We start from the raw sequence: 23,215 nt of genomic DNA, 5'->3' as shown, positions 1-23,215 counted from the left end.
GTGGGTCTTCCATGGCTTTCGTGAGTAAAGACCAAAATGCTCAAAGGTAAAGCGGAATCAACGAGTTAACCTGCAAAGTACGGTTCGTTCTCAAGTCGTTCCGCCAAGATTAAGCGCAAAAATGTTCAACGAATATGAAACGCAGATGAAAAAGTCGTTTTTTTGGCAGGTAGACAGCTAGGGTTCAGGTAAACAGCAGAAGTACGGACAACGCCGTGCCGATGAGGGGAGAAGGGCCGGTAGGCTTTTTCCGCGCGCGGGCTGGTTCCTGAAGAATCTTCTCTGCAATGCCGCGCAAGTGCCGGTAAAGTAAGCCATCTCTTGCCAGGGCAGTCGGATGAATAGCGTGCAGCGTTTACGGCCAATGTTGATGGTGTTGTTGATGACGGTGGCCTGGGCCACGAGTGTGCGGGCCGATGACGGCGTGGCACTGACGTCCATCGACCAGGTGCCCGATGGCGTAGAAGTGCGGGGTAAACAGGTCGGCGCCTTCGTCTGGAGCGACAAACAGGGCAAGAACCTGTTGGTACTCGCAGAGCAAGTCAGCGAACGCGACGACGACGGTGCGCAGTCGGCCTTTGTCTACGCCGCCCAGTACCTGCTCGACGGTGACCGGCCCAAGCGCCTGTGGATGCTCTACGACGACGTGCAGCATTGCGAGTTCGATGCCGGCGCGCACTTCAACAGCGACGCCACCCGGGTCACCGACCTGCTGGGCGATGGCATCAGCCAGGTCACCGTGGGGTATAGCCGCACCTGCACCAGTGACGTCAGCCCCAATGATTTCAAGCTGATCATGCACATCGGCAAGTCGCAGAAGTACCGCCTGCGTGGCATCGACCGCTATGGCGCCAGCTGGTGGGATGAAGACGCCGGCGCCCTGCAAGGCATGCCGTTGCCCAAGGATTGCAGCATCGCCGCCCAACAGGCGCTGGTCAGCCAGTACAAGGAGCAGGGTACCGAGCTGCCGCTTCCTGGCTGTTACGGCGACGAAGAAGATTTTGCCAAGGCGCCCAAACCGTACCTGGAGTTCATGCGCCAGCACTGGTTTGCCTTGATGCAGAAGCAGGACACCGACTGGAGCCAGCAGCAGACGCCAGCCCCGGCGGAAGACGATCAGGAATAGCCCCGGGGATTGACCTGCGCTAAACTCGGCGCTCGCCAATTCACTAAATATGTCGATTAAACAGATGGTTAGTCGACATATTTAATCCAAAGGCTGATCTACCTTGACTGAGTCTACCCGCAACCCGCTGACCCTCTACCTCACCCGCCTGGCGCCCTCCAGCCAGCTGACCATGCGCTACGTGCTGCAGGACGCTGCCGACCGCCTGGGCTTTGAAGACATCAACCTCGAAGACATCGACTGGCACCTGCTGCAGCCCGAACACGTCATGGCCCTGGTGGCGGTGCTGCGGGAAGACGGGTATGCGCCGAACACCTCATCGCTGTACGTCAACGCCGTGCGCGGGGTGATGAACGAAGCCTGGCGCATGAGCCTGATCAGCCAGGACCACCTGCTGAAGATGCGCTCGGTCAAGGCCATGGCCGGCACCCGCCTGAGCCAGGGGCGCAACCTGCGGCGTACGCTGATTCGTGAGTTGATGGAAGTCTGCGCCGCCGATCCGCGCCCGCAGGGCCTGCGGGATGCGGCGGTGATCGGGATCCTGTATGGCTCGGGCATGCGCAAGTCGGAATCGGTGAACATCGAGCTGGGCCAGGTCAACTTTGACGAGCGCAGCCTGCAGGTTACCGGCAAGGGCAACAAGCAATTGATCAAGTACGCACCGGCCTGGGCCTTTGCCAAGCTGGAGGCGTGGCTGGCGTTTCGCCGCAGCCAATTGAAACCGGGTGAGCAGGACGATGGTTTCCTGTTCAACCGGATTCGCCGGGGCAGCCATATCACCCGCGAGCGCATCACCAAACACGCGATTTACTACATCGCCCGCCAGCGAGGGGAACAGGTCGGCGTGAAAATCATGCCCCATGATTTCCGCCGTTCGTTCATCACGCGGGTCATTGAAGAGTACGACCTGTCGATCGCCCAGAAGCTGGCGCACCACACCAATATCCAGACCACCGCCAACTACGATGTGCGCGACGACAATGAGCGGCGCAGGGCCGTGGATCGGTTTGACCTGTAGGGCCGCCCGTAACCTGGCCCGCCAACTGCCTTGAACTCTGCCCGGCAGCCGCGCTCGCAATAGTAGGGCGCGGGTTTTGCCGCGTGCCGTGTTTATTCAGTCGAAGGAGCAGACCATGGATACCTACAACATCAACAAGACCGGCACCGGTTGGGCGTTGACCAAGCAGGGCTCGGCACGGCCGTCGAAAACGGCAGAGACCAAGGAGGCGATCGTTGAGTTGGCGAAAGAGTTTCTCAGCGACAAGACGGCGTCGCTGAGGATTCACAGCATGGATGGGCGGATTCAGGAAGAAAGAACCTACCCGCGCAAGGCTGACCCGACACGATCTAAGGGCTGACCGAGCACCCAATGTGGGAGCGGGCTTGCTCGCGAAGGCGTTGGATCAGTCACAGATGCATTGCCTGACACTCCGCCTTCGCGAGCAAGCCCGCTCCCACACTGGATTTGCATCCGACCCTAGAGAATCGGCTTGCCGCCCGTCACCGCATACCGCGAGCCCGAGATGTAACTCGCCTCATCCGACGCCAGCAACACATAGATCGGTGCTACTTCCACCGGCTGGCCGGGGCGGCCCAGCGGTGTCTCGCTGCCGAAGCTGTTCACGTCTTCGTCCGGCATCGTCGAGACAATCAACGGCGTCCAGATCGGCCCCGGCGCCACGCTGTTCACGCGGATGCCCTTGCTGCCCAGCAGTTGCGCCAGGCCACCGGTAAAGTTCGCAATCGCGCCCTTGGTGGCGGCGTATGCCAGCAACGTTGGCTTGGGCATATCGGAATTCACCGAGCTGGTATTGATGATCGACCCGCCGGCCTTCATATGCGGCAGCGCCGCCTTGCAGATGCGAAACATCGCGGTGATGTTGATATCGAAGGTCTTGACCCATTCCTCGTCGGGTATTTCTTCGAGGGTCTCGTGAGTCATCTGGAATGCGGCGTTATTGACCAGCACGTCGATCCGCCCGAACTGCTCGACGGTCTGGTCGACAATCGCCTGGCAGTTGGCTTTTTGCGCGAGGTCGCCGGGCAGCAACAGGCATTGGCGGCCGGCTTCTTCCACCCAGCGTGCGGTTTCCTTCGCGTCCTCGTGTTCGTCCAGGTAGGCGATGGCCACATCGGCACCTTCGCGGGCAAAGGCAATCGCCACGGCGCGGCCGATACCGCTGTCGGCGCCGGTGATCAGGGCGATCTTGTTGGCCAGGCGGCCGGAGCCGGTGTAGCTCTTCTCGCCGCAGTCGGGATAGGGGTCCATCTTCTTCTGCGAACCGGGAACGGATTGGGCCTGGCTGGCGAAAGGTGGGCGTGGGTAGTCAGTCATCTCAATCTCCATAGATCACAACGGGTTCTATGGATTAGTGATTTTCAGTTGCCGGATAGTTGTAATCGATGCCGGCCGAGCCCGACGAATGGTTTGCGCTCAACCGTGCTGGCAGGCATCGCCCAGGCGCATGTAGTCCAGTTCATGACGCACGCCGTGGCTGTCGATGTAGACCATGTGACCCTTGACCGGCCCGCATTCGGTGGAGGATTCGGTACTGACGCGCACCACCTTGGCGATGTCCAGGTCCTGGGAATAGTCGTACGCCTCGCTGGCGGGGGCGTTGGCACTCACAGTGGGTGCCGGGGTTTCGCCCTGGGCGAAGGCAAGTGTGCTGAACAGGCCCAGCACGGCGATAAGCAGATAACGCATGAGAACCTCCGACACCACGAAGGTGGTGGCTTGACTGTGGGGTTCATTCTACAAAGCGCGTGGCGCGGGGATGAACGCTTGCGGGCCAATAGAAGACATCAGCCAAATCGATGCAGCAAGCCTCTTATAACCGGTTATAAACTCATAGCATCTTCGCCTAAACGCAGCCCTATAAATATCCGTCTGCCGTTGCTCATCCCTGTAGACACATACAACAGGGAGTTCCTCGATGTTTTTATTCAAACAACAACTACCAAGGCTGACGCTGACGGCGGCGCTGGCGATGGGAGTGTGCACGACATCGGTGATGGCCCAGGAAGTGGCCGGCCAGGTGTTCACCTTCGATATCGCTGGCGGCCCGCTTGATACGGTGCTGCTGGATATCTCCCGGCAGACCGGGGTGATGATTTCGTTCAATCAACAGTGGGTGCAGGGCAAGCGCAGTGCCGCCATCCGCGGCGATTTGGGCAGCCTGCAAGCGGTGGACAAGGCGTTGCAGGGCAGTGGCCTGCAAGTGAGCGACAGCGAACAGGGGCTGACGGTGCATCCAGCACCCGTGACGTCCACCAGCGTCGCACCGGCCGAGGGCAAAAGTACTGATTACCGCCTGGAAAAAGTCACGGTGACCGGCTCGGCGATTCGCCGGGTGGACGCGGAAACGGCAGTGCCGGTAACCATCCTGCGGGTCGAGCAATTGCGCGAGCAGGGTGTGAGCACCACCGAGGAGTTGATCAACCGCATTTCGGCCAACCAGTCTGCCGTTGGCTCCGGGCGTTCGGTGGGTTCCAGCAGCGGCGGTGCGGCGTATGCCGACTTGCGCGGGATTGGCGCGAACAAAACCCTGGTGCTGCTCAATGGCCGGCGCCTGAGCAACAACGCCGTCAACACCACCAACGGTTCCGGGGTGGACTTGAACACCATCCCGTTCGCCGCCATCGACCGCGTGGAAGTCCTGCGCGATGGCGCCTCGGCGCTGTATGGCACCGACGCGATTGGCGGGGTGATCAACTTCATTACCAAGACCAGCCTCACCGGTGGGCAACTTTCCACCAACTACGATTCGCCCACACGCTCCGGCGGCGGCGACAGCCATAACTTCAGTGGCAGCTACGGTTTCGGCGATCTTGAAGAGGACCGCTTCAACGTGTTCGGCGTGGTCAGCTACGACAAGCAGACGCGCCTGGCGGCCAAGGACCGTGACTTCACCTACAACTATCAGCCCGGTCGCGGCCTGGATTTCACCTCCGGCACCGCCGCGCCGGCCAACTGGAGCCAGGGCAGCAACGCGACCAACCCGCTGGCCGGCTCCGGTTGCAATTCCCCCGGGCTGCTGTCACGCAATGGCATCTGCCGCCAAAGCCTGTGGAGTTACCTGGACCTGGTGCCGGAAACCGAAAAAACCTCGGCCTTTGCCAAAGCCACCGGCAAGCTGGCCGATGACCATACCGTCAGCCTCGAATACTTCTGGGCGCGCAACGAAAACCGTACACAGATTGGCCCAGGCACCCTGATGGGCGCCCAGGTCAATCCGGGTACGCCTTTCTATCCGGGCAACGGCATCACCCCGGGCCCCACGGGTTTCGCCCTGGACCCGACACAGCCGGTAGACGTGAACTGGCGTGAAACCGATGCCGGCGCGCGCAAGCACGAAGATGACAACACCAGCCAGCGCCTGCTGCTGAGTTTCGAAGGTAATGTGGCGAACTGGGACTACAACGTCGGCGCGTCCTACAACCAGAACAAAGTGGTGCAAACCATTCTTGATGGCTATGTAAACGACCAGACCATCAGCCAGGGGATTGCCAACGGTGTGATCAACCCGTTCGGGCCGCAGAGTGAAGCGGGCATGGCGTTGCTCGCCTCCAGCCGCGTCGATGGCGATTACGCCACTGCCGTGGGCCGAGTGAAGAGTATCGACGGGCGCGTAAGCCGTGAAATCGGTGACTGGTTCGGTGCGGGGCCGACGGGCCTGGCGCTGGGCGGTGAATATCGCAAGGAGGATTTCCACCAGGATTTCGCCCAGTTTGCCGAGACCGTGCAGAGCCTGGGCGTAGACCCCAATGGCGCGGTGCGCGGCAATCGCAGCGTGTCGGCCGAGTACGCCGAGGTCAACGTGCCGGTGCTCGAAAGCCTGGAACTGTCTGCCGCCGTGCGTCATGACAAATACAGCGACTTTGGCAGCACCACCAACCCGAAATACTCGTTCCGCTTCCAGCCGTTCAAGGAACTGGTGGTGCGCGGTGCCTACAGTGAAGGCTTCCGTGCGCCGTCGCTGTACGAGTTGTACAACCCGACCTACACCAGCTACACCGTGGCCAACTACAACGACCCGCGCCTGTGCCCGGGCGGCACCCCGGCCAATGGCGGGATCGGCAACCGCGACTGCGCCCAGCAGTTCCGCCGGCAAAGCGGGGGCAACGGCAGCTTGAGCCCGGAAACCGCACGTAACGTGACCTTTGGTTTCGTGTTCCAACCGATCGAGCGCCTCAGTGCCGGCCTGGATTTCTGGTGGATCACCATCGCCAACCAAATTGCCGAGTTTCCTGAGTCGTCGGTATTCGATGACCCGGATGCCTACGGCGACCGCCTGATTCGCAAGGCGGATGGCTCCATCGATCACATCGTTACCGGCCTTGCCAACCTGGGTAAAACCAAGACCAACGGCGTGGATGTGAGTTTCGACTACCGCTTCCCGAGCACCGCCATCGGTGACTTCGGCATCGGCCTGCAAGGCACCTACGTCAACGAATACAAATACCAGCAGGAGCTCAAGGGCGACTACATCGACAAACTCGGTGATTTCCGTGGCGGCGAGTTCTCCACCGCGGGCGCCGTTGCGCGTTGGCGCCACAGCCTGACCGGTACCTGGGCGCGGGGACCGCTGGGCGTCAGCCTGACCAACCGCTACACCAGTGGCTATCACGACTCGGACCCCGACACTCACGACTCTGTAGGCTCTTACAACGTCTGGGACCTGGCGGGTACCTACAACTGGAGCAAGTCCCTGGCCGTCACGCTGGGCGCGAAAAACCTGTTTGACCGCGCGCCGCCGTTCAGCAACCAGACCTATGCGTTCCAGAGCGGGTACGACCCGAAATACGCCGACCCGTTTGGCCGCATCCTCTATACCCGGGTCAGCTATAACTTCTGATTGTTCATCAGCGTCAGACACTGCGCTATAAAACCGACGGATCCGCTGCGCCTGCCTCGCAGGTGCAGCGGGTTTCGCCTGTCCATAACCTTATTCCAAAACGGTATTTCCAGGCTTTTCATAAGACTCCTTATGATCACGTCATAACTCGTTATGACAAGTGGTCCTGATGAACGAATCAACCGTCGCCTTATCCCCTCTGTCCAGCGTTCCGCTGCATGCCCAACTGCGGGACCTGCTGCGCAGCCGCATCCTTGATGGTGAGTACGCGCCGAACACCCAGATGCCTTCCGAGAGCGAACTGGGCACGCGCTTCAAAGTCAGCCGCATCACCGTGCGCCAGGCCCTGGGTGATCTGCAAAAGGAAGGCCTGATCTACAAGATCCACGGCAAAGGCACCTTTGTTTCCAAACCCAAGGCTTATCAGAACGTCAGCACCCTGCAGGGGTTGGGCGAGTCCATGACCGAGCGCGGCTATGAAGTGATCAACCGCCTGCGCAGCTACCGCTTCGTGCCCGCCGACAAGCTGGTGGCCGAGCGCCTGGGCGTGGAGGAGGGCAGCACTGTCGCGCAGATCAAGCGGGTACGGCTGATCAACCGCGAGCCGGTGTCGCTGGAAATCACCTACCTCAGCCAGGCCCTGGGCGAACGCCTGGAAAACGCCGACCTGGTAACCCGCGACATCTTCCTGATCCTGGAGAACGACTGTGGCTTGCAACTGGGTCACGCCGACGTGGCGATTGACGCGGTACTCGCCGACAGCGAGCTGACCCAGGCGCTGAACGTCGAGGCCGGCTCGCCGATCATGCGCATCGAACGCCTGACCCACACCGCAGACGGCCAGCCCGTGGACTTCGAACACCTGTATTACCGTGGCGACGCGTTTCAGTATCGCCTGCGCATCGACCGTCAGCGAGGTAGCCGCCCGTGAGCCGCCAAACCCTGGAACTGGAATACGACATCGTGGTGATCGGCGGCGGCACTGCCGGCCCCATGGCGGCGATCAAGGCCAAGGAGGCCAACCGCGATCTGCGCGTATTGCTGATCGACAAGGCCAACGTCAAGCGCAGCGGCGCCATCAGCATGGGCATGGACGGCCTCAACAACGCGATCATTCCCGGCCACTCCACGCCGGAGCAGTACACCAAGGAAATCACGATTGCCAACGACGGCATCGTCAATCAGGCGGCGGTGTACGCCTATGCGACCCACAGTTTTGAAACCATCGAGCAGTTGGACCGCTGGGGCGTGAAGTTCGAGAAGGACGAAACCGGCGATTACGCGGTGAAAAAAGTCCATCACATGGGCGCCTACGTGTTGCCGATGCCTGAAGGGCACGACATCAAGAAGGTGCTGTATCGCCAGCTCAAGCGCGCCCGGGTCAGCATCACCAACCGCCTGGTGTGCACCCGCTTGCTGACCGACAGCGAAGGCGCGGTGAATGGCGTGATGGGTTTTGACTGCCGCACTGCGGACTTCCAGGTGATCAAGGCCAAGGCGGTGATCCTCTGCTGCGGCGCGGCCGGCCGCCTGGGCTTGCCGTCCTCGGGTTACCTGATGGGCACCTATGAAAACCCGACCAATGCCGGCGACGGCTACGCCATGGCCTACCACGCCGGAGCCGAACTGGCGAACCTGGAGTGCTTCCAGATCAACCCGCTGATCAAGGATTACAACGGCCCGGCATGCGCCTATGTCACCGGCCCCTTGGGCGGCTACACCGCCAACAACAAGGGTGAACGCTTCATCGAGTGCGACTACTGGAGCGGGCAGATGATGTGGGAGTTCCACCAGGAACTGGAAAGCGGCAACGGCCCGGTGTTCCTCAAGCTCGATCACCTGGCGGAGGAAACCATCCAGAACATCGAGCAGATCCTGCACAGCAACGAGCGCCCCAGCCGTGGCCAGTTCCACGCCAACCGGGGCACCGACTACCGTAGCCAGATGGTCGAGATGCATATCTCCGAGATCGGCTTTTGCAGCGGGCATTCGGCGTCGGGCGTGTGGGTCAACGAGCGCGCGGAAACCTCGGTCAAGGGCCTGTATTCAGCGGGCGACATGGCGGCGGTGCCACATAACTACATGCTCGGCGCGTTCACCTATGGCTGGTTTGCCGGCACCAACGCGGCAAGCTTTGTGGCCGGGCGCGAATTCAGCGCGGTGGATGCCCGGCAAGTGGCCGCCGAGCAGGCTCGGGTCTATGCGCCACTGGACCGCGAAACCGGTCTGCCGCCGGCCCAGGTCGAGTACAAGCTGCGGCGCTTCGTCAACGATTACCTGCAGCCGCCCAAGGTCACCCGCAAGATGGAAATCGGCTTGCAACGCTTCGCCGATATCGAGCGCGACCTGGACCAGATGAAGGCGCACAACCCCCATGAATTGATGCGCGCCATGGAAACCAGCGTGATCCGCGACTGCGCCGAAATGGCTGCCCGCGCCTCGCTGTACCGCGCCGAAAGCCGCTGGGGCCTGTACCACTACCGGGTCGATCACCCGCAACGCAACGACGCCGACTGGTTCTGCCATTGCCACCTGAAAAAGGGCGAGGACGGGCAGATGGTCAGCTTCAAGAAACCCGTCGAGCCCTATGTGATCCCGCTGGATGCCGAAGAGATGCAGGCTTACGACCGCCTGCGCGTAGGGGCTGACGCCGCCTGAATGTGCCCCCCCAAGCTCGCTCACCACAGGACACCGTGAAATGGCCTATCAGCCCCAGGAAATATTCTTTCGCTCAAACGCCCCGGTAACGGTGGACGAGGACAAGTGCATCGCCGAAAAAGGCTGCACGGTCTGCGTCGACGTGTGCCCGATGGACCTGTTGGCGATCAACCCGGCAACGCAGAAGGCGTACATGGCGTTCGATGAATGCTGGTATTGCATGCCCTGTGAAAAAGATTGCCCCACCGGCGCAGTCAAGGTCGAGATTCCGTACCTGTTGCGCTGAGACCTGCCGCAAACGCCATCCGCCAACCCCGGACGCAGCCCTAGCCACACCCCCTCGTTTCCCACCGCGCCAGACCGTGGCGGAGACGATTCCTTCAACCATGATTCGAGGGGAACTACCCAATGTTATTGCGCGCAACCCTGGCCGGCCTGGTGCTGGCTTGCTTGAGCCTGTCGGCCCAGGCACAAACGATCCGGGTGGCCATCGGCACCCAGGACACCACCATCAACTGTGCCGCGGGCGGCTTGCTGATCCGCGAGCTGGGGCTGCTGGACAAATACCTGCCGCACGACGGCAAGTACAAGGACGCGACCTACGACGTGCAGTGGAAAAACTTCACCAGTGGCGCGCCGCTGACCAATGAAATGGTCGCCGGCAAACTGGACTTTGGCGCAATGGCCGACTTCCCCGGTGCCTTCAACGGCGTAGCGTTCGAGGCGGCGGGCAAGCACAGCCTGTTCATCAGCGTGTTGTCGGGCAACATCAAGGGCAGCGGCAACGGCATTGTGGTGCCGGTCGCTTCCAGCGCCCAGTCCCTGGCGGACCTCAAAGGCAAGACGATTTCCGTGCCGTTCGCCTCCACGGCCCATGGCATGTTGCTGCGCGCTGTTGCGGCCCAGGGCTGGGACCCGCTCAAGGACGTCAACATCATTGCCCAGGCGCCCGAAGTGGCAGGCTCGGCGTTGCAGGCCAACAAGATCGACGCCCATGCCGACTTTGTGCCGTTCGGCGAACTGTTCCCCAACCGTGGTTTCGCCCGCAAGATCTACGACGGCTCGCAATCCAACACCCCGACGTTCCACGGCGCGCTGGTGGACGAAAGTTATGCCAAACAGTACCCGGAAGTGGTCGTCGCCTACCTGCGCGCGAGTATCGAGGCCAATCAGTTGCTGGCCGCAGAGCCGGAGAAGTACAGCGAGCTGATCGAAAAAGTCACCGGCGTCGAAGCCGAGGTCAACTACCTGTTCCATGGCCCGCTGGGCGTGCAGACCCGTGACTTGAGCTGGAAACCCGAATACCGCCAGGCCGTGGGCACCGCGATCGACACCCTCAAGCTGCTGAAAAAGGCCGACCGTGGCCTGGACCTCAATACCTTTATCGATGACCAGTACATCCGTGCCGCGTTCAAGGCCTCGGGCCTGGACTATGCGGCGCAATTGGGCAACTACGCCCAGGCGCCGTTGAAGGCCAACGACGCCCTGAGCGGCGCGCCGATCACTGACTGGAAGCACGTCGCGCAAATCTGGGTCAAGGGTGAGCCCAAGGTGCGCGATTACGCGTCGGCCGAGGCGGCGTTCACCGCGCTGGACAGCCTGAACAAACAAGGCAAGGCGGTGCGCGCCGTGTATGCCCAGGCCGAAGACAGCGGCATCAAGCTACTGGCGAGCCAGGCCTGGTTTGCCACCAACCAGCACGGCCAACTCAGTGCATTCCTGCTCAAGGGCCAGGCGCAGCAATTTGCCCAGGCCCAGGGCGGCAAGGTGTTCAATTTCACCGACGCCGGCGCGCAGGCCGTTGCCGGTCGCTGAGGGAGCGTGTTCATGACAAGCACCCCATGGCGCTGGCTGCCCAAGGCCGCTTCCTTGCTGTTGTGCCTGCTGTTCTGGCAGTTGGCGGCCAGCCAGCACTGGAACCTGTGGCTGGTGACGTTTGCCAATGTGCCCACGCCGGGCTCCGTGGTGCAGGCTGCCCTGGGGCTGGCGGACTCGGGCAAGCTTGTGCGGCACTTGAGCGCAAGCCTGACCCGGGTGTTCGAGGGCTACCTGGCGGCCGCGCTGGTGGGGATCGGCCTGGGCATCGCGATTGGCCGCTGGAAGTGGGCGGAAGACCTGCTGTTGCCGCCGCTGGAGGTGATCCGGCCGATCCCGGCGGTGGCCTGGATTCCGCTGGCGATCCTGATGTTCCCGTCGTCGGAGCTGTCGATGATCTTCATCACCTTCACCGGCGCGCTGTTTCCGGTGCTGCTCAATACGGTGCATGGCGTGGAAGGCGTCGATCCTCGGCTGATCGCCTCGGCGCGCAGCCTGGGGGCAGGGCGCCGGGCGATCCTGCTGGAGGTGATTTTGCCGGGCGCCGCGCCGAGCATCATCACCGGCCTGGCGATTGGCATGGGCACTTCGTGGTTCTGCCTGGTGACAGCGGAAATGATCTCCGGCCAGTACGGCATCGGCTATTACACCTGGGAGTCCTACACCATCCAGAACTATGCCGACATTGTCGTTGGCATGCTGTTGATCGGCGTGCTGGGCATGGGCAGCAGCCTGTTGGTCAAGCGTCTCGGCGCACTGTTCACTCCCTGGCATCGACCACGAGGTAAAGCCTGATGAGTCATCTTGAAGGCCGTGTCGACATACGCGGCTTGTCCATTGTATTGGGCGAACAGCAGCAGGCATTCGAGGCGGTGAAAGCCCTGGATTGCAGGATCGAGCCGGGGCAGTTCGTGTGCATCCTCGGCCCGTCCGGGTGTGGCAAATCGACCTTGCTCGGCGCGCTGGCCGGGCATCTCACGCCAAGCCAGGGCACGCTGGAAATGGATGGCCGGCCGGTTGCCGGGCCGTCCCAGCAACGGGGCATGGTGTTTCAGCAACACACACTGTTCCCTTGGCGTACGGTGCGCGAAAACGTTGCCTTCGGCCTGAAGATGCGCAGCGTAGGCAAGGCCGAGCGCCTGGCCGCCGCCGATGAGATCCTTCACCTGGTGGGCCTGGAAGGTTTTGCCGAGCGCTGGCCCAACCAGCTGTCGGGTGGCATGCAGCAGCGGGTGGAAATTGCCCGGGTATTGATCAATCGTCCCGGCCTGCTGTTGATGGATGAACCGTTCGGCGCGCTGGATGCCCTGACCCGCATGAAGATGCAGGCCTTGCTGCTGGACATCTGGACGCGCATCCGCACCACCGTGGTGTTTGTCACCCATGACATCGACGAAGCGCTGTTCCTGGCCGACCGCATCCTGGTCATGAGCCCGCGCCCCGGGCGCATCATCGAGGATTTCCAGCTGACTTTTCCAAGGCCGCGCAGCACCGAACTGATGACCTCGCCGGAATTTACCCACCTCAAGCGCCATTGCCTGGAACTGCTGCACCACGAAGATGGTCGCCAGTTACCACGGCTGAACCCGCTCGGGCTACCCAACGATCACCCAAGACCGCGATTTGCCATATGACCTATGAAACCGAAAACCCCGACATCCAAGCCCTGCGCCCCCGGCTGCAAGCGCCGGATGCCGGCATGCGCCGGATCGCCCTGATTGACCTGGCTGACCTGGAAGACCCCGACGGCCTGGTGTGGTTGGTGGACAGCCTGCGCCACGACCCGGCCACCGACGTGCGCGCCCAGGCTGCCAGCCTGCTGGAGGCGTGGGAAGAAGACGCAGTGGTCGAGGCGCTGTGCCAGGCGCTGACCGACACTGAAGCGTCGGTACGTGATGCCGCCGCCCAGAGCTTGAGCGTACTCAAGACGACGCAGGCGGGCCGGCTGTTATTGCCATGGGCCACCCACGCTGACGTCAGCGTGCGCACGGCAATCTTCCGTGCCCTGCGCGAGTTGCGCCTTGAAGCGGCGGCGCCGTCGGCAATGCTGGCGCTGAACGATACCGATGCGGGGGTGCGCCGCGAAGCGGTCGGTGTGCTCGGCTGGCTCAAGCACCTGCCGGCATTGGAGGCCCTGGCGAGGTTGGCCAGCAGCGATCCGGACACCGAGGTCCGGCGTGCCGCCACCGGCGCCCTCGGCCTGGCCAGTGATGAGCGGGTACTGCCGGCGCTGTATGAAGCGTTGCAGGACGCCACCTGGCAAGTACGGGAAGAGGCCGCGACCACCTTGGGCAAAGTCGGTAGCACCCGCGCGGGAGACGCCTTGATCACGGCGCTGGCCGATGACTACTGGCAAGTCCGCCTGCGCGCCACCCGCAGCCTTGGGCGCCTGCGGTATGCACCGGCGTTGCCGGCGCTGCTCCTGACGTTGGGCCACAGCATCAGCAACCTGCGCAAGGAAGCCGCCCTGGCGCTGGGCGAGTTGGGCGACCGACAGGCCCTTGGCCCGCTGCGTGACGCGGCCGACGATGGCGACCCGGAAGTACGCAAGGCAGTGCGCATTGCCCTGGCACAACTGCAATGAACAGTGCACCGAACGGCATTGGCCGCGATGATGATGGGCGCTTGAGGCTGGAATGGCGCGACGGCGTGCAATGGATCGACCACGCTCGCCTGCGCCGTGAATGCCCGTGCTCGCAGTGCCGGGCCTTTCGGTTGAGAGGCACGCCGCCGCTGGTGTCGGACCGTGTCCGGGTGCTGGAGGTCCATCCCCAGGGGTATGGCGTGCAGTTGATTTTCAGCGATGGGCACCAGCGGGGGATTTACCCGTGGGCTTATTTGGCACAGATGGAGCCCCAGGCCGGGGCTCCGTCGGACTAAAACAACGCGGCGGTATAACTTCCCGTCACACGGTCCGGATCAGACAAGCCCCGTGAGGTAGTACACGCCAATCACGAAAAACGCCGCCAGTACCTTGAAGATCGTCATGCCGAAAATGTCTTTATAGGCCTGGCGGTGAGTCAGGCCGGTGACCGCCAGCAAGGTGATGACCGCGCCGTTGTGGGGCAGGGTGTCCATGCCCCCTGCAGCCATGGCGGCCACACGGTGCATGACTTCCAGCGGGATATGCGCGGCGTTGGCGGAGGCGATGAAGGTGTCCGACATCGCCGCCAGGGCAATGCTCATGCCACCCGATGACGACCCGGTAATACCCGCCAGCAAGTTAATGGTGATGGCCTGGTTGATCAGCGGATTGGGGATCACCTTGAGCGCTTCAACCACTGCAACGAAGCCAGGCAACGCCGCAATCACTGCGCCAAACCCATATTCCGAGGCGGTATTGAGCGTAGCGAGCATGGCCCCGCCAACGGCGGTGCGGCTGCCTTCGGCGAGTTTGCTGACGAGGGTGCGCCAGGCGAATGCAAAGACCGTGACGATGCCTACCAGCAAGGCCGCCTGGACCGACCAGATGGCGATCATCTTCGATACCTGGGTCTGTATCGGTGCCTTCAGTCCGGGCAGGTCAATTTCATAAATGCTGCCGTACCACTGTGGAATCCAGTGGGTGAAGGCCAGGTTCATCACGCCTACCAACAGCAACGGCAGCAACGCCACTAGCGGGTGGGGCAGGGCGATGTCCTGGGGCGTTTCGGGCTCATTGCGCAGGTCGGTGCCATAACCCTCGCCCGCGCGCCGGGCTTTGCGTCGCTGGCGCTCCAGGTACAGCATGCCGCCGATCAGTACGAACAACGAACCCAGGACTCCCAGCCAGGGCGCCGCCCAGGACGTGGTACCGAAAAACGTGGTGGGAATGATGTTCTGGATCTGCGGCGAACCAGGCAACGCATCCATGGTGAAGGTGAAGGCACCCAGGGCGATCGTTGCGGGCATCAGGCGCTTGGGAATGTTGCTTTGGCGGAACATTTCCGCGGCAAACGGATACACCGCAAACACCACCACGAACAGCGAAACACCGCCGTAGGTGAGCAGCGCACAGACCAGCACAATCACCAGCATGGCCTGGCTGCTGCCGAGCACCTGGATCACGGCTTTGACAATGGAGCGGGAAAAGCCGGACAACTCAATCAACTTGCCAAACACGGCGCCGAGCAAAAACACCGGAAAGTACAGTTTGATAAAACCGACCATCTTGTCCATGAAAATATCAGTGAACGCCGGCGCAACGGCGCCGGGGTCAGTCAGTAGAACGGCAGCGAGTGCGGCGAGAGGCGCGAAGATAATGACGCTGTATCCCCGATATGCAGCGAGCATTAACGCGAACAACGCCAGCAAGGCGATGATGACACTCATGGGATGTCCTTCGAGGCTGGGCCTTTGGCGCAGAGGGCCAGTGTTGGGCTGCGCGATGGCTATGATTTTTGTTGTTGTCGGGCCGCGCACGTGGCGCGACCCGTTGTAGCCAAGCTGTTTTTATTCTGCGATACCGGCGTAAGGGACGTGCTTGTGGCCGTAGCGACGCACGCGGATGTTGGCCTGTTCGCCATGCCCGGAGAACCCTTCGAGGGCACACAGGCGTGAGCAGTATTCGCCGATGAGGGAGGAGGCTTCGTCGGTCATCACTTTCTGGTAGGTGCAGGTCTTGATGAACTTGCCGACCCATAGCCCACCGGTGTAACGCGCGGCTTTTTTGGTGGGCAGGGTGTGGTTGGTACCAATCACCTTGTCGCCGTAGGAGACGTTGGTGCGAGGGCCGAGGAAGAGGGCGCCGTAGTTGCGCATGTTGTCCAGGAAGAAGTCCGGGTCACGGGTCATGACTTGTACGTGTTCGAACGCCAGGTCATTGGCAATGGCGAGCATCTCCTGTTCGTCTTCAGCGACGATCACTTCGCCGAAGCTTTCCCAGGCCTGGCGCGCAATCCCGGCGGTCGGCAGGATCGTCAGCAAGCGCTCGATTTCAGCCATCGTCTCGCGGGCGAGTTTTTCCGACGTGGTGAGCAGGATCGCCGGGGAATCCGGGCCGTGTTCGGCTTGACCGAGCAGGTCCGTGGCGCAGATTTCACCGTCCACGGTTTCATCGGCGATTACCAGGGTCTCGGTCGGACCGGCGAACAGGTCTATACCGACGCGGCCGAACAATTGACGCTTGGCTTCCGCCACAAACGCGTTGCCCGGCCCCACCAGCATGTCCACCGCAGCAATCGACTGGGTGCCCAGGGCCATGGCGCCGATAGCCTGGATGCCGCCCAGGCAGTAGATCTCGTCGGCACCCGCCATGTGCTGTGCGGCGACAATCGCCGGTGCCGGCTTGCCATGGAACGGCGGGGCGCAAGTGATGATGCGTGGAACCCCGGCGACCTTGGCGGTGATCACCGACATGTGCGCGGAGGCCAGCAACGGATACTTGCCACCGGGTACATAGCAGCCCGCCGCGTTAACCGGAATGTGTTTGTGGCCGAGCACTACGCCCGGCAGGGTTTCGACTTCCAGGTCACGCATGCTGTTGCGCTGGTGCTGGGCGAAATTGCGCACCTGGGTCTGGGCGAATTCGATGTCGGTGATGTCGCGCTTGGTCAACTGCGCCATGCAGGCATCGATCTCGGCGCTGGAGAGCCGGTAGTCATCCCGGTCCAGATTGTCGAAGCGGATCGACAGCTCACGAATCGCGTCATCACCCCGTTCTTCGATGTCTGCCAGGGTCTTTTCGACGGTGTCACGCACCTCACGCGCTGCTGATTTGATGACGGACGCTTCTGCGCCTTTTTTGAGCCAAATTGCCATGGGATGAATTCCTAGCGTTGTTGTTTTAGATATTGCATACGTATGCAATTGAGCCGATGCTAAGCCATTCCCGGACGAGATGAAAAGGGGGAGGGCGAAAAAAGACCGAGAAATTTGCGCGAGACGGGCGAGCATGGGACGGGCGACACACCTCGCTTTAAATGGCAGGTATGATCGGCATTTGAAATGTGGATGCAGACTCAATGGCAGACTCCAACGACCCTTCCAGACACCCGATCACTGCCCATGATGTGGCCCGGTTGGCCGGTGTCTCGCAGTCTGCGGTCTCGCGAACGTTCACCAAAGGCGCCAGTGTTTCGCCGAAAACCCGGCAGAAGGTGGAGGCGGCGGCGGCAGCATTGGGCTACCGTCCGAACCAGTGGGCGCGCTCGTTGATCAAGCGGCGCTCCAACCTGATTGGCGTGGTCGCGCCAAGTATGGAAAACCCGTTTTATTCTGCAGTGCTGGAAGCCTTGTCGGCGGCGTTCGAAGAGCTTGGCTATCGGGTACTGTTGTTCTCCACGGCCAACCACGAAGACTCTGACCCGGTGCTGGAAGAGATACTGGGCTACCGCGTGGAGGCGCTGGTGCTGGTGTCGGCGAGCCTGTCTTCGCGGTTTGCCGAGGAGTGCAAGCAAACCGGGTTGCCAGTGGTGCTGGTCAACCGTCGAAATGACAGCACCAGTATCTCCAGCGTGACCAGCGACAACGCCCAGGGCAGCATGGAAATTGCGCAGTTCCTGGTGGCTGGCGGGCATCGCGAGCTGGCTTATATCGCCGGCAAGGAAAGCTCCTCGACCAGTCGTGACCGGGAAATCGCCTTCGTCGACGCACTGCAACGTCTTGGGCATCCGGTACCGCAACGCGCCGTGGGTGACTACACCTTTGAAGGCGCGATGGAGGCCGTACGCCGGCTGCTGTCGAGTGCCAGTCCGCCTGACGGGATTTTTTGTGCGAATGACATCATGGCCCTGGGCGCCATCAATGTCGCACACGAGGAGTTCGGGCTCACACCGGGCAAAGAGATCTCGATTGTCGGGTTCGATGACATCGGCCTGGCCGCCTGGCCAGTGTTTTCGTTGACCACCTACGTTCAACCGGTGAGCGATATGGTGAGTCGTGCGGTTGGGATCATCTGCGCGCAATTGGAAAACCCCGATACGCCTGCCATTCAGGAAGTCGTAAGGGGGCGGTTGATCGTACGCAAAAGTGCGAAAGTCCCGGACAGCGGGGTAGAGCAGGGGCCCGACTGCCGGGTGTGGCAACCCCAGGAACAGGCGTGAGCCATTCGGTCGAAGGCTGGCGACGACCTACCCGGCGTCGCTATGACCCCGCGCGGGCCAGGTGCGGTGGCAATCGGTTGAGGGTCCACCACGCAGTCAGCATCGCCGCCACCGCGCTCAGGGCGATGCCGATCAACATCGGTGCCGGGGTGTGGTCGGCAAACACACCCACCACCGCCATGCACACGGCGGCGGTGATCATTTGGATCGCGCCCAGCAACGCTGATGCAGAACCGGCCACTGCGCCATGGTCTTCCAGGGACAATACCCCGGCCGCCGGCAACAGCAGCCCGAGAAAACCGAAGCCGATAAACAGCAGCGCCATCATCAACGGCAGGCTGTTGACCCACAGCGTGGTGAGCGCCAGCAAGGCCATGACCGTTGCCACGCCCGCCACCGACCAGCGAATCAACGGCGCGAGGCCGAAGCGTGCACTCAAGCGCGCGGTCAACTGGCTCAGGGCAAAAAACGACGCCGCGTTGAGGGCAAAGCACAGGCTGAATTGCGTTGGCGTGAGCCCGTAGTACTCGATGTAAACGAATGGCGCGCTGCCGATGAACACGAAGAACGTCGCAAGGCCAAAACCGCCCACTACCGACAACCCGGTAAACACCGGATCACGCAGCAACGCGCCGTAGCTGCCGAACGCATTGCCCAGGGTCTTGCCCAGGCGGCGTTCGGCGGGGTGGGTTTCCGGCAATTGCACGGCGGTCATGATCAGGCACAGCACTGCGGCCACACCCAGTACCCAAAACACTTCGCGCCAGCTCCACACGGCAATGATCACGCTGCCGGCCAGCGGTGCGAGAATCGGTGAAATGCTCACCACCAGCATCAGCAACGCCATCAGGCGCGCGGCTTCATGGCCGGTGTACAAGTCACGCACAATCGCCCGCGGAATCACCATCCCGGCGCAGGCGCCAAAGGCCTGCAACGCCCGGAAGCCGATCAGCACCTCGATGGAGGGGGCGAGGGCGCAACCAATGCTGGCCACGATGAAAATCGCCAGGCCGGCATAGATCGGCGGCTTGCGCCCGAACACATCGCTGATCGGGCCGTAGAACAGCTGGCACACACCGATGATCATGAAGAACACCGTCAGGCTCATCTGCACCGCGGCAGGCGAGGCATGCAGGCTGGCGCCGAGTGTCGGCAACGCCGGCAGGTAGCTGTCGATGGCAAACGGGCCGACGGCGGTGATCAACCCCAGCAGCAGGGCGAGGTGGGCGATACTTCGAGACATGGTGGTTCCGGGCGGCGGTAAAAAAGAGGGGCCAGCTTAGTGATCGCCCTCGGCGCATACAAGCCGGTGTTTACAGACTCGCTACATAGTCACCAACGGCAGGGTGTCGTGAATAGGCAATGGATACGGGAGATAGACGTAAAGTATTGATTTAACTCAACTAAATATCCATTTAGTCGAGTTGGATATTTCGCGAATTTAAGGCTGGGCGAGGGCGGTCGTTCGGCGCTCACTAATGCGTTCAACCGCCAGCATATGGTCGGTGCCCCATTGGCAAAGCGGCCCCAATGCCTGGGCCAGCGAGCGTCCGAAGGGAGTCAGGGAGTATTCGACCTTTGGCGGTATCTCCTTGTAGTCGATGCGCGCGATGATCTCATCGCGTTCCAGCTCCTTCAATTGCTGGATCAGCACCTTGTCCGTCACGCCGCCAACGGCGCGCCGCAGTTCGCCATAACGGTGAACTTCATGGGCCAGGTGATACAGGACCAACGGTTTCCATTTCCCGCCAATCACCGCCAGGGCGGCGTCGAGCCCGCAGTTAAAGGTGCTGTTTGACATGTTTTTGCCCTCAGGCTGAGGTACTTACCAAAAGGTGCATACTATTCAAACCAATAGCGCAGATCTACGCTTGGGCCTCAACATTTGAGGGAAACACTCATGAACAGGCTCAACGGGAAAATCGCCATCGTCACCGGTGGCAACAGCGGGATCGGCTTGGCCAGCGCCATACGCTTTGCGGCCGAAGGTGCACAGGTCGTTATCGTGGGACGCCGCCAGGATGAACTGGACAAAGCCTTGGTCCTGATCGGGCATGACGCGATCGCGATCCAGGGCGACATTTCAAACCTTCGTGATCTTGAGCGGGTATTCGCGCAGATCAAGGCTGACAAAGGTCGTGTTGATGTGTTGTTCGCCAATGCGGGCCTTGGGGATCTGGAGCCCATTGGTGCGATCACGGAGGAATCGTTTGATCGCACCTTTGGCGTGAACGTGAAAGGCACGTTGTTCACCGTACAGAACGCGTTGCCATTGATGAGCGCCGGTGGCTCGATTGTGCTGACAGGTTCGACGACGGCCTCGATGGGCACCGCAGCGTTCAGCGTCTACAGCGCGTCGAAAGGCGCACTGCGAAACTTCGCGAGAAGCTGGGCGCTGGATCTGCAAGGCACAGGTATTCGCGTGAACGTGCTATCACCTGGGCCGACAACGACACCGGGTTTGGACAGAGCGCTATCAGGTACCGGCCAGAAGGATGCGATTGTCGATTCGATGGTTACGCGTGTACCGCTGGGTCGTATGGGGCAGCCAGATGAAGTGGCGAATGCGGCATTGTTCCTGGCATCGGATGAGAGCAGCTTCATGACGGGCAGCGAGATGTTCGTGGATGGCGGTTTCGCTCAGGTGTGATCCAGGCTCATCGACCAAATCGAGACAGGCTGGGTTTGGTCGATGAGGAGCGTGGTGCACTGGTTGAAATCTGGCTGGCACTGACCCTGATAACGGATCATATGATTACGCATAATGTATATTATGTTAAATTACGTATGGCGCCCGGGATTTGCTTGAGCAGGAAATGCGCTCGAGTGGCTAACGCACCTTGCCCTTTCAGATCAAACCGACCGGCCATGTACTTGGGGACAGTCAGTGCCAGCGCGACGACAGCCAACACCAGCGGTAAAAGCGAAACCCACAGCACTGTATTCCAGCCATAAGCCGACAGCAGCCCACCCGACGAAAAAGACCCGACCGCCATTACGCCGAACACTCGGATCTGGCCTACTACGTCATTTATCGGCCTGAGTGCGCCAGCCTGCCCAAACTGACGACGTTCCGGGACTGGTTGTTGGCAGAAGCACAGCAGACGGTAAAGCGTGAGATCAGCGCCCACTAGGCTGTACTACTCGCGATTCCTCAACGACGACGCTACCAGCAAATCCCGCGTATAGGCATGCTCCGGCGCGTCGAACAACTGCTCGGTACTCCCCGCCTCCACGACCACGCCATCCTTCACCACGATCAAGTCGTGAGCCAACGCCCTTACCACCGCCAGGTCGTGGCTGATGAACAAGTACGTCAGCCCATGCTCCTCCTGCAACCTGCGCAGCAAGCTCACCACCTGCTTTTGCACAGTGCGGTCGAGGGCTGAGGTGGGTTCGTCGAGCAATATCAAATCCGGCTTGATCACCAGTGCGCGGGCGATCGCGATGCGTTGGCGCTGGCCGCCGGAGAATTCGTGGGGGAAGCGATGACGCGTATCGGGGTCGAGTCCGACGTCGCGCAACACGGCAATCACTTGAGCTTCGCGCGCGCAAGCATTGAGGTCCGTGTGTACGCGCAGGCCTTCTTCGATGATTTGCTGCACGCTCATGCGCGGACTGAGGCTGCCGAACGGGTCTTGAAACACCACCTGTAGTTTGCGCCGCCAGGGACGCAAGGCCTTGCCTTTGAGTGCGTCGAGGGCCTGGCCCTGGAAGCGAATGCTGCCTTGGGCGTCGATCAACCGCAGGATCGCCTGGCCAAGGGTGGATTTGCCCGAGCCGGATTCGCCAACAATGCCCAAGGTTTTGCCACGTTGCAGGCGCAGGTCGATGCCGTCCACCGCCTTGATCGGCAGTTTGCGCCGCAGCAGGCCGCCTTGCGGGAACCAGACCTTGAGGTTGTCCACTTCCAGCAGGTTGTCCGCCGTCTCACGCACCACCGCCCTGCCCTCGGGCTCGGCGTCGAGCAACTGCCGGCTGTAGGCGTGCTGCGGCGCGGCAAACAGTGCCTGGCAGTCGGCCTGTTCGACGATCTGGCCGGCGCGCATCACCGCCACGCGCTGGGCGATGCTGCGCACCACGTTGAGGTCGTGGCTGATCAACAGCAGCGCCATGCCCAGGCGTTGCTGCAGGTCTTTGAGCAGCGCAAGAATGCGTCGCTGCACGGTCACGTCCAGGGCCGTGGTGGGCTCGTCGGCGATCAACAGCAGCGGTTCGCAAGCCAGGGCCATGGCGATCATCACCCGCTGGCGCTGCCCGCCGGAGAGCTGATGCGGGTACGCCGCAAGGCGCTGGCGCGGCTGCTGGATGCCCACCAGTTCGAGCAACTCCAACACGCGCTCACGCGCCGCCGCACCGCCCAGGCCTTTGTGCAGCAGCAGGGTTTCGGACAGCTGCCGTTCCACGCTGTACAGCGGGTTGAGCGAGGTCATCGGCTCCTGAAAGATCATCGCGATGCGATCGCCGCGAATCTGCCTTAAACGCTCCGGCCGCGCGCCGAGCAGCTCTTCGCCCTGGCAGCGAATACTGCCCTGGGTACGCGTGGTGTGGGGCGGCAGCAATTGCAGGATCGAGTGGGCGGTCACCGATTTGCCGGAGCCCGACTCGCCCACCAGCGCCAGGCACTCGCCCGGGTGAATATCCAGGTCGATGCCACGCACCGCTTTGTGCCCGTCGAACGCCACTTTCAGGTTACGAATTTCAATCAACGCGTCAGTCACGGCACAGCTCGCTTA

22 protein-coding genes are annotated in these 23,215 nt (G+C 61.7%); 14 read left to right on the top strand and 8 right to left on the bottom strand.

Going from position 1 to position 23,215, the window contains the following annotated elements:
- Positions 1-337 precede the first annotated feature (337 nt).
- The 3 genes from HX839_RS23935 to HX839_RS23925 all read left to right on the top strand — a co-directional run bounded on the left by HX839_RS23935 (position 338) and on the right by HX839_RS23925 (position 2,484).
- The gene (locus tag HX839_RS23935; protein ID WP_023658829.1) at positions 338-1,126 is read left to right on the top strand and encodes a M949_RS01915 family surface polysaccharide biosynthesis protein; all 789 of its coding nucleotides are present in this window, start codon (positions 338-340) and stop codon (positions 1,124-1,126) included.
- 103 nt (positions 1,127-1,229) lie between these two features.
- Complete coding sequence (gene xerC / locus HX839_RS23930) at positions 1,230-2,144, top strand: tyrosine recombinase XerC (RefSeq protein ID WP_003217637.1); 915 nt, start codon at positions 1,230-1,232, stop codon at positions 2,142-2,144.
- Between the two features lie 115 nt (positions 2,145-2,259).
- On the top strand, positions 2,260-2,484 hold the full coding sequence (locus HX839_RS23925) for a DUF2188 domain-containing protein (protein ID WP_177067768.1): 225 nt from the start codon (positions 2,260-2,262) through the stop codon (positions 2,482-2,484).
- A 119-nt stretch (positions 2,485-2,603) separates the two neighbouring features.
- Here the strand turns inward: HX839_RS23925 and HX839_RS23920 are convergent, their stop codons facing one another.
- Together HX839_RS23920 and HX839_RS23915 are read right to left on the bottom strand one after the other, a co-directional pair.
- Positions 2,604-3,461 carry an SDR family oxidoreductase gene (locus HX839_RS23920; RefSeq protein ID WP_003217640.1) on the bottom strand — a complete coding sequence of 286 codons (858 nt, stop codon included), beginning with the start codon at positions 3,459-3,461 and terminating at the stop codon, positions 2,604-2,606.
- Positions 3,462-3,560: 99 nt separating this feature from the next.
- Complete coding sequence (locus HX839_RS23915; RefSeq protein WP_008433423.1) at positions 3,561-3,833, bottom strand: DUF2790 domain-containing protein; 273 nt, start codon at positions 3,831-3,833, stop codon at positions 3,561-3,563.
- A gap of 229 nt (positions 3,834-4,062) precedes the next feature.
- On the opposite strand from HX839_RS23915, the gene HX839_RS23910 reads away from it, so the two are divergent.
- The 9 genes from HX839_RS23910 to HX839_RS23870 all read left to right on the top strand — a co-directional run bounded on the left by HX839_RS23910 (position 4,063) and on the right by HX839_RS23870 (position 14,337).
- Positions 4,063-6,984 (top strand): TonB-dependent receptor, encoded by a 2,922-nt coding sequence (locus tag HX839_RS23910; protein ID WP_177067767.1) that lies wholly within the window; start codon positions 4,063-4,065, stop codon positions 6,982-6,984.
- 169 nt (positions 6,985-7,153) lie between these two features.
- A complete protein-coding gene (locus HX839_RS23905) occupies positions 7,154-7,915 on the top strand; it encodes a GntR family transcriptional regulator (RefSeq protein WP_008433419.1) in 762 nt (253 codons plus the stop codon).
- Positions 7,912-9,642, top strand: coding sequence for a fumarate reductase/succinate dehydrogenase flavoprotein subunit (locus HX839_RS23900; protein ID WP_003217648.1), 1,731 nt, complete (start codon positions 7,912-7,914; stop codon positions 9,640-9,642). The genes HX839_RS23905 and HX839_RS23900 overlap by 4 nt, the downstream gene beginning before the upstream one ends.
- A 40-nt stretch (positions 9,643-9,682) precedes the next feature.
- Positions 9,683-9,928: a ferredoxin family protein gene (locus HX839_RS23895; protein WP_003217650.1), complete on the top strand. Its 246-nt coding sequence runs from the start codon at positions 9,683-9,685 to the stop codon at positions 9,926-9,928.
- Positions 9,929-10,050: 122 nt separating this feature from the next.
- On the top strand, positions 10,051-11,457 hold the full coding sequence (locus tag HX839_RS23890) for an ABC transporter substrate-binding protein (protein ID WP_087692993.1): 1,407 nt from the start codon (positions 10,051-10,053) through the stop codon (positions 11,455-11,457).
- 12 nt (positions 11,458-11,469) lie between these two features.
- Positions 11,470-12,252, top strand: a complete 783-nt coding sequence (locus HX839_RS23885; RefSeq protein ID WP_003217654.1) for an ABC transporter permease — start codon at positions 11,470-11,472, stop codon at positions 12,250-12,252.
- Positions 12,252-13,091, top strand: a complete 840-nt coding sequence (locus HX839_RS23880; RefSeq protein ID WP_177021101.1) for an ABC transporter ATP-binding protein — start codon at positions 12,252-12,254, stop codon at positions 13,089-13,091. The genes HX839_RS23885 and HX839_RS23880 overlap by 1 nt, the downstream gene beginning before the upstream one ends.
- On the top strand, positions 13,088-14,041 hold the full coding sequence (locus tag HX839_RS23875; RefSeq protein WP_102604343.1) for a HEAT repeat domain-containing protein: 954 nt from the start codon (positions 13,088-13,090) through the stop codon (positions 14,039-14,041). Before HX839_RS23880 ends, HX839_RS23875 begins: the two co-directional genes overlap by 4 nt.
- Entirely contained in the window at positions 14,038-14,337 is a 300-nt protein-coding gene (locus tag HX839_RS23870; RefSeq protein WP_102604342.1) for a DUF971 domain-containing protein, read from the top strand. Before HX839_RS23875 ends, HX839_RS23870 begins: the two co-directional genes overlap by 4 nt.
- Positions 14,338-14,376: 39 nt before the next feature.
- Here HX839_RS23870 and HX839_RS23865 read toward each other — a convergent pair whose 3' ends face one another.
- Both HX839_RS23865 and hisD read right to left on the bottom strand, forming a co-directional pair.
- Positions 14,377-15,768 (bottom strand): GntP family permease, encoded by a 1,392-nt coding sequence (locus HX839_RS23865; protein ID WP_003217660.1) that lies wholly within the window; start codon positions 15,766-15,768, stop codon positions 14,377-14,379.
- A 120-nt stretch (positions 15,769-15,888) separates the two neighbouring features.
- Positions 15,889-17,196, bottom strand: a complete 1,308-nt coding sequence (gene hisD, locus HX839_RS23860; RefSeq protein WP_003217662.1) for a histidinol dehydrogenase — start codon at positions 17,194-17,196, stop codon at positions 15,889-15,891.
- A gap of 203 nt (positions 17,197-17,399) precedes the next feature.
- On the opposite strand from hisD, the gene HX839_RS23855 reads away from it, so the two are divergent.
- Positions 17,400-18,479, top strand: a complete 1,080-nt coding sequence (locus HX839_RS23855) for a LacI family DNA-binding transcriptional regulator (RefSeq protein WP_177067766.1) — start codon at positions 17,400-17,402, stop codon at positions 18,477-18,479.
- Between the two features lie 40 nt (positions 18,480-18,519).
- Here HX839_RS23855 and HX839_RS23850 read toward each other — a convergent pair whose 3' ends face one another.
- Entirely contained in the window at positions 18,520-19,722 is a 1,203-nt protein-coding gene (locus HX839_RS23850; RefSeq protein ID WP_003217667.1) for a multidrug effflux MFS transporter, read from the bottom strand.
- Positions 19,723-19,920: 198 nt separating this feature from the next.
- Entirely contained in the window at positions 19,921-20,280 is a 360-nt protein-coding gene (locus HX839_RS23845; protein ID WP_177021099.1) for a helix-turn-helix domain-containing protein, read from the bottom strand.
- A gap of 99 nt (positions 20,281-20,379) precedes the next feature.
- Here HX839_RS23845 and HX839_RS23840 point away from each other — a divergent pair, with 99 nt between their 5' ends.
- Positions 20,380-21,129: an SDR family NAD(P)-dependent oxidoreductase gene (locus HX839_RS23840; protein ID WP_102369069.1), complete on the top strand. Its 750-nt coding sequence runs from the start codon at positions 20,380-20,382 to the stop codon at positions 21,127-21,129.
- A gap of 121 nt (positions 21,130-21,250) precedes the next feature.
- Here the strand turns inward: HX839_RS23840 and HX839_RS31475 are convergent, their stop codons facing one another.
- Complete coding sequence (locus HX839_RS31475) at positions 21,251-21,610, bottom strand: hypothetical protein (protein ID WP_218173672.1); 360 nt, start codon at positions 21,608-21,610, stop codon at positions 21,251-21,253.
- A gap of 9 nt (positions 21,611-21,619) precedes the next feature.
- A complete protein-coding gene (locus HX839_RS23830; protein WP_177067765.1) occupies positions 21,620-23,200 on the bottom strand; it encodes an ABC transporter ATP-binding protein in 1,581 nt (526 codons plus the stop codon).
- Between the last annotated feature and the right edge of the window lie 15 nt (positions 23,201-23,215).

The sequence above is a fragment of the Pseudomonas sp. I8001 genome (genome assembly GCF_013385345.1).
In the GTDB taxonomy this organism is placed as follows: domain Bacteria; phylum Pseudomonadota; class Gammaproteobacteria; order Pseudomonadales; family Pseudomonadaceae; genus Aquipseudomonas.
Note: the sequence above shows the minus strand (reverse complement) of the source record. Positions and strands in the feature narration are given on the sequence as shown.

Bases quoted from the DNA above. Each gene is read 5' to 3' on its own strand.
- HX839_RS23935 (WP_023658829.1), top strand. From the start codon at position 338: ATGAATAGCGTGCAGCGTTTACGGCCAATGTTGATGGTGTTGTTGATG.
- HX839_RS23925 (WP_177067768.1), top strand. From the start codon at position 2,260: ATGGATACCTACAACATCAACAAGACCGGCACCGGTTGGGCGTTGACC.
- HX839_RS23920 (WP_003217640.1), bottom strand. From the start codon at position 3,461: ATGACTGACTACCCACGCCCACCTTTCGCCAGCCAGGCCCAATCCGTT.
- HX839_RS23915 (WP_008433423.1), bottom strand. From the start codon at position 3,833: ATGCGTTATCTGCTTATCGCCGTGCTGGGCCTGTTCAGCACACTTGCC.
- HX839_RS23910 (WP_177067767.1), top strand. From the start codon at position 4,063: ATGTTTTTATTCAAACAACAACTACCAAGGCTGACGCTGACGGCGGCG.
- HX839_RS23905 (WP_008433419.1), top strand. From the start codon at position 7,154: ATGAACGAATCAACCGTCGCCTTATCCCCTCTGTCCAGCGTTCCGCTG.
- HX839_RS23895 (WP_003217650.1), top strand. From the start codon at position 9,683: ATGGCCTATCAGCCCCAGGAAATATTCTTTCGCTCAAACGCCCCGGTA.
- HX839_RS23890 (WP_087692993.1), top strand. From the start codon at position 10,051: ATGTTATTGCGCGCAACCCTGGCCGGCCTGGTGCTGGCTTGCTTGAGC.
- HX839_RS23885 (WP_003217654.1), top strand. From the start codon at position 11,470: ATGACAAGCACCCCATGGCGCTGGCTGCCCAAGGCCGCTTCCTTGCTG.
- HX839_RS23880 (WP_177021101.1), top strand. From the start codon at position 12,252: ATGAGTCATCTTGAAGGCCGTGTCGACATACGCGGCTTGTCCATTGTA.
- HX839_RS23875 (WP_102604343.1), top strand. From the start codon at position 13,088: ATGACCTATGAAACCGAAAACCCCGACATCCAAGCCCTGCGCCCCCGG.
- HX839_RS23870 (WP_102604342.1), top strand. From the start codon at position 14,038: ATGAACAGTGCACCGAACGGCATTGGCCGCGATGATGATGGGCGCTTG.
- HX839_RS23865 (WP_003217660.1), bottom strand. From the start codon at position 15,768: ATGAGTGTCATCATCGCCTTGCTGGCGTTGTTCGCGTTAATGCTCGCT.
- hisD (WP_003217662.1), bottom strand. From the start codon at position 17,196: ATGGCAATTTGGCTCAAAAAAGGCGCAGAAGCGTCCGTCATCAAATCA.
- HX839_RS23855 (WP_177067766.1), top strand. From the start codon at position 17,400: ATGGCAGACTCCAACGACCCTTCCAGACACCCGATCACTGCCCATGAT.
- HX839_RS23850 (WP_003217667.1), bottom strand. From the start codon at position 19,722: ATGTCTCGAAGTATCGCCCACCTCGCCCTGCTGCTGGGGTTGATCACC.
- HX839_RS23845 (WP_177021099.1), bottom strand. From the start codon at position 20,280: ATGTCAAACAGCACCTTTAACTGCGGGCTCGACGCCGCCCTGGCGGTG.
- HX839_RS23840 (WP_102369069.1), top strand. From the start codon at position 20,380: ATGAACAGGCTCAACGGGAAAATCGCCATCGTCACCGGTGGCAACAGC.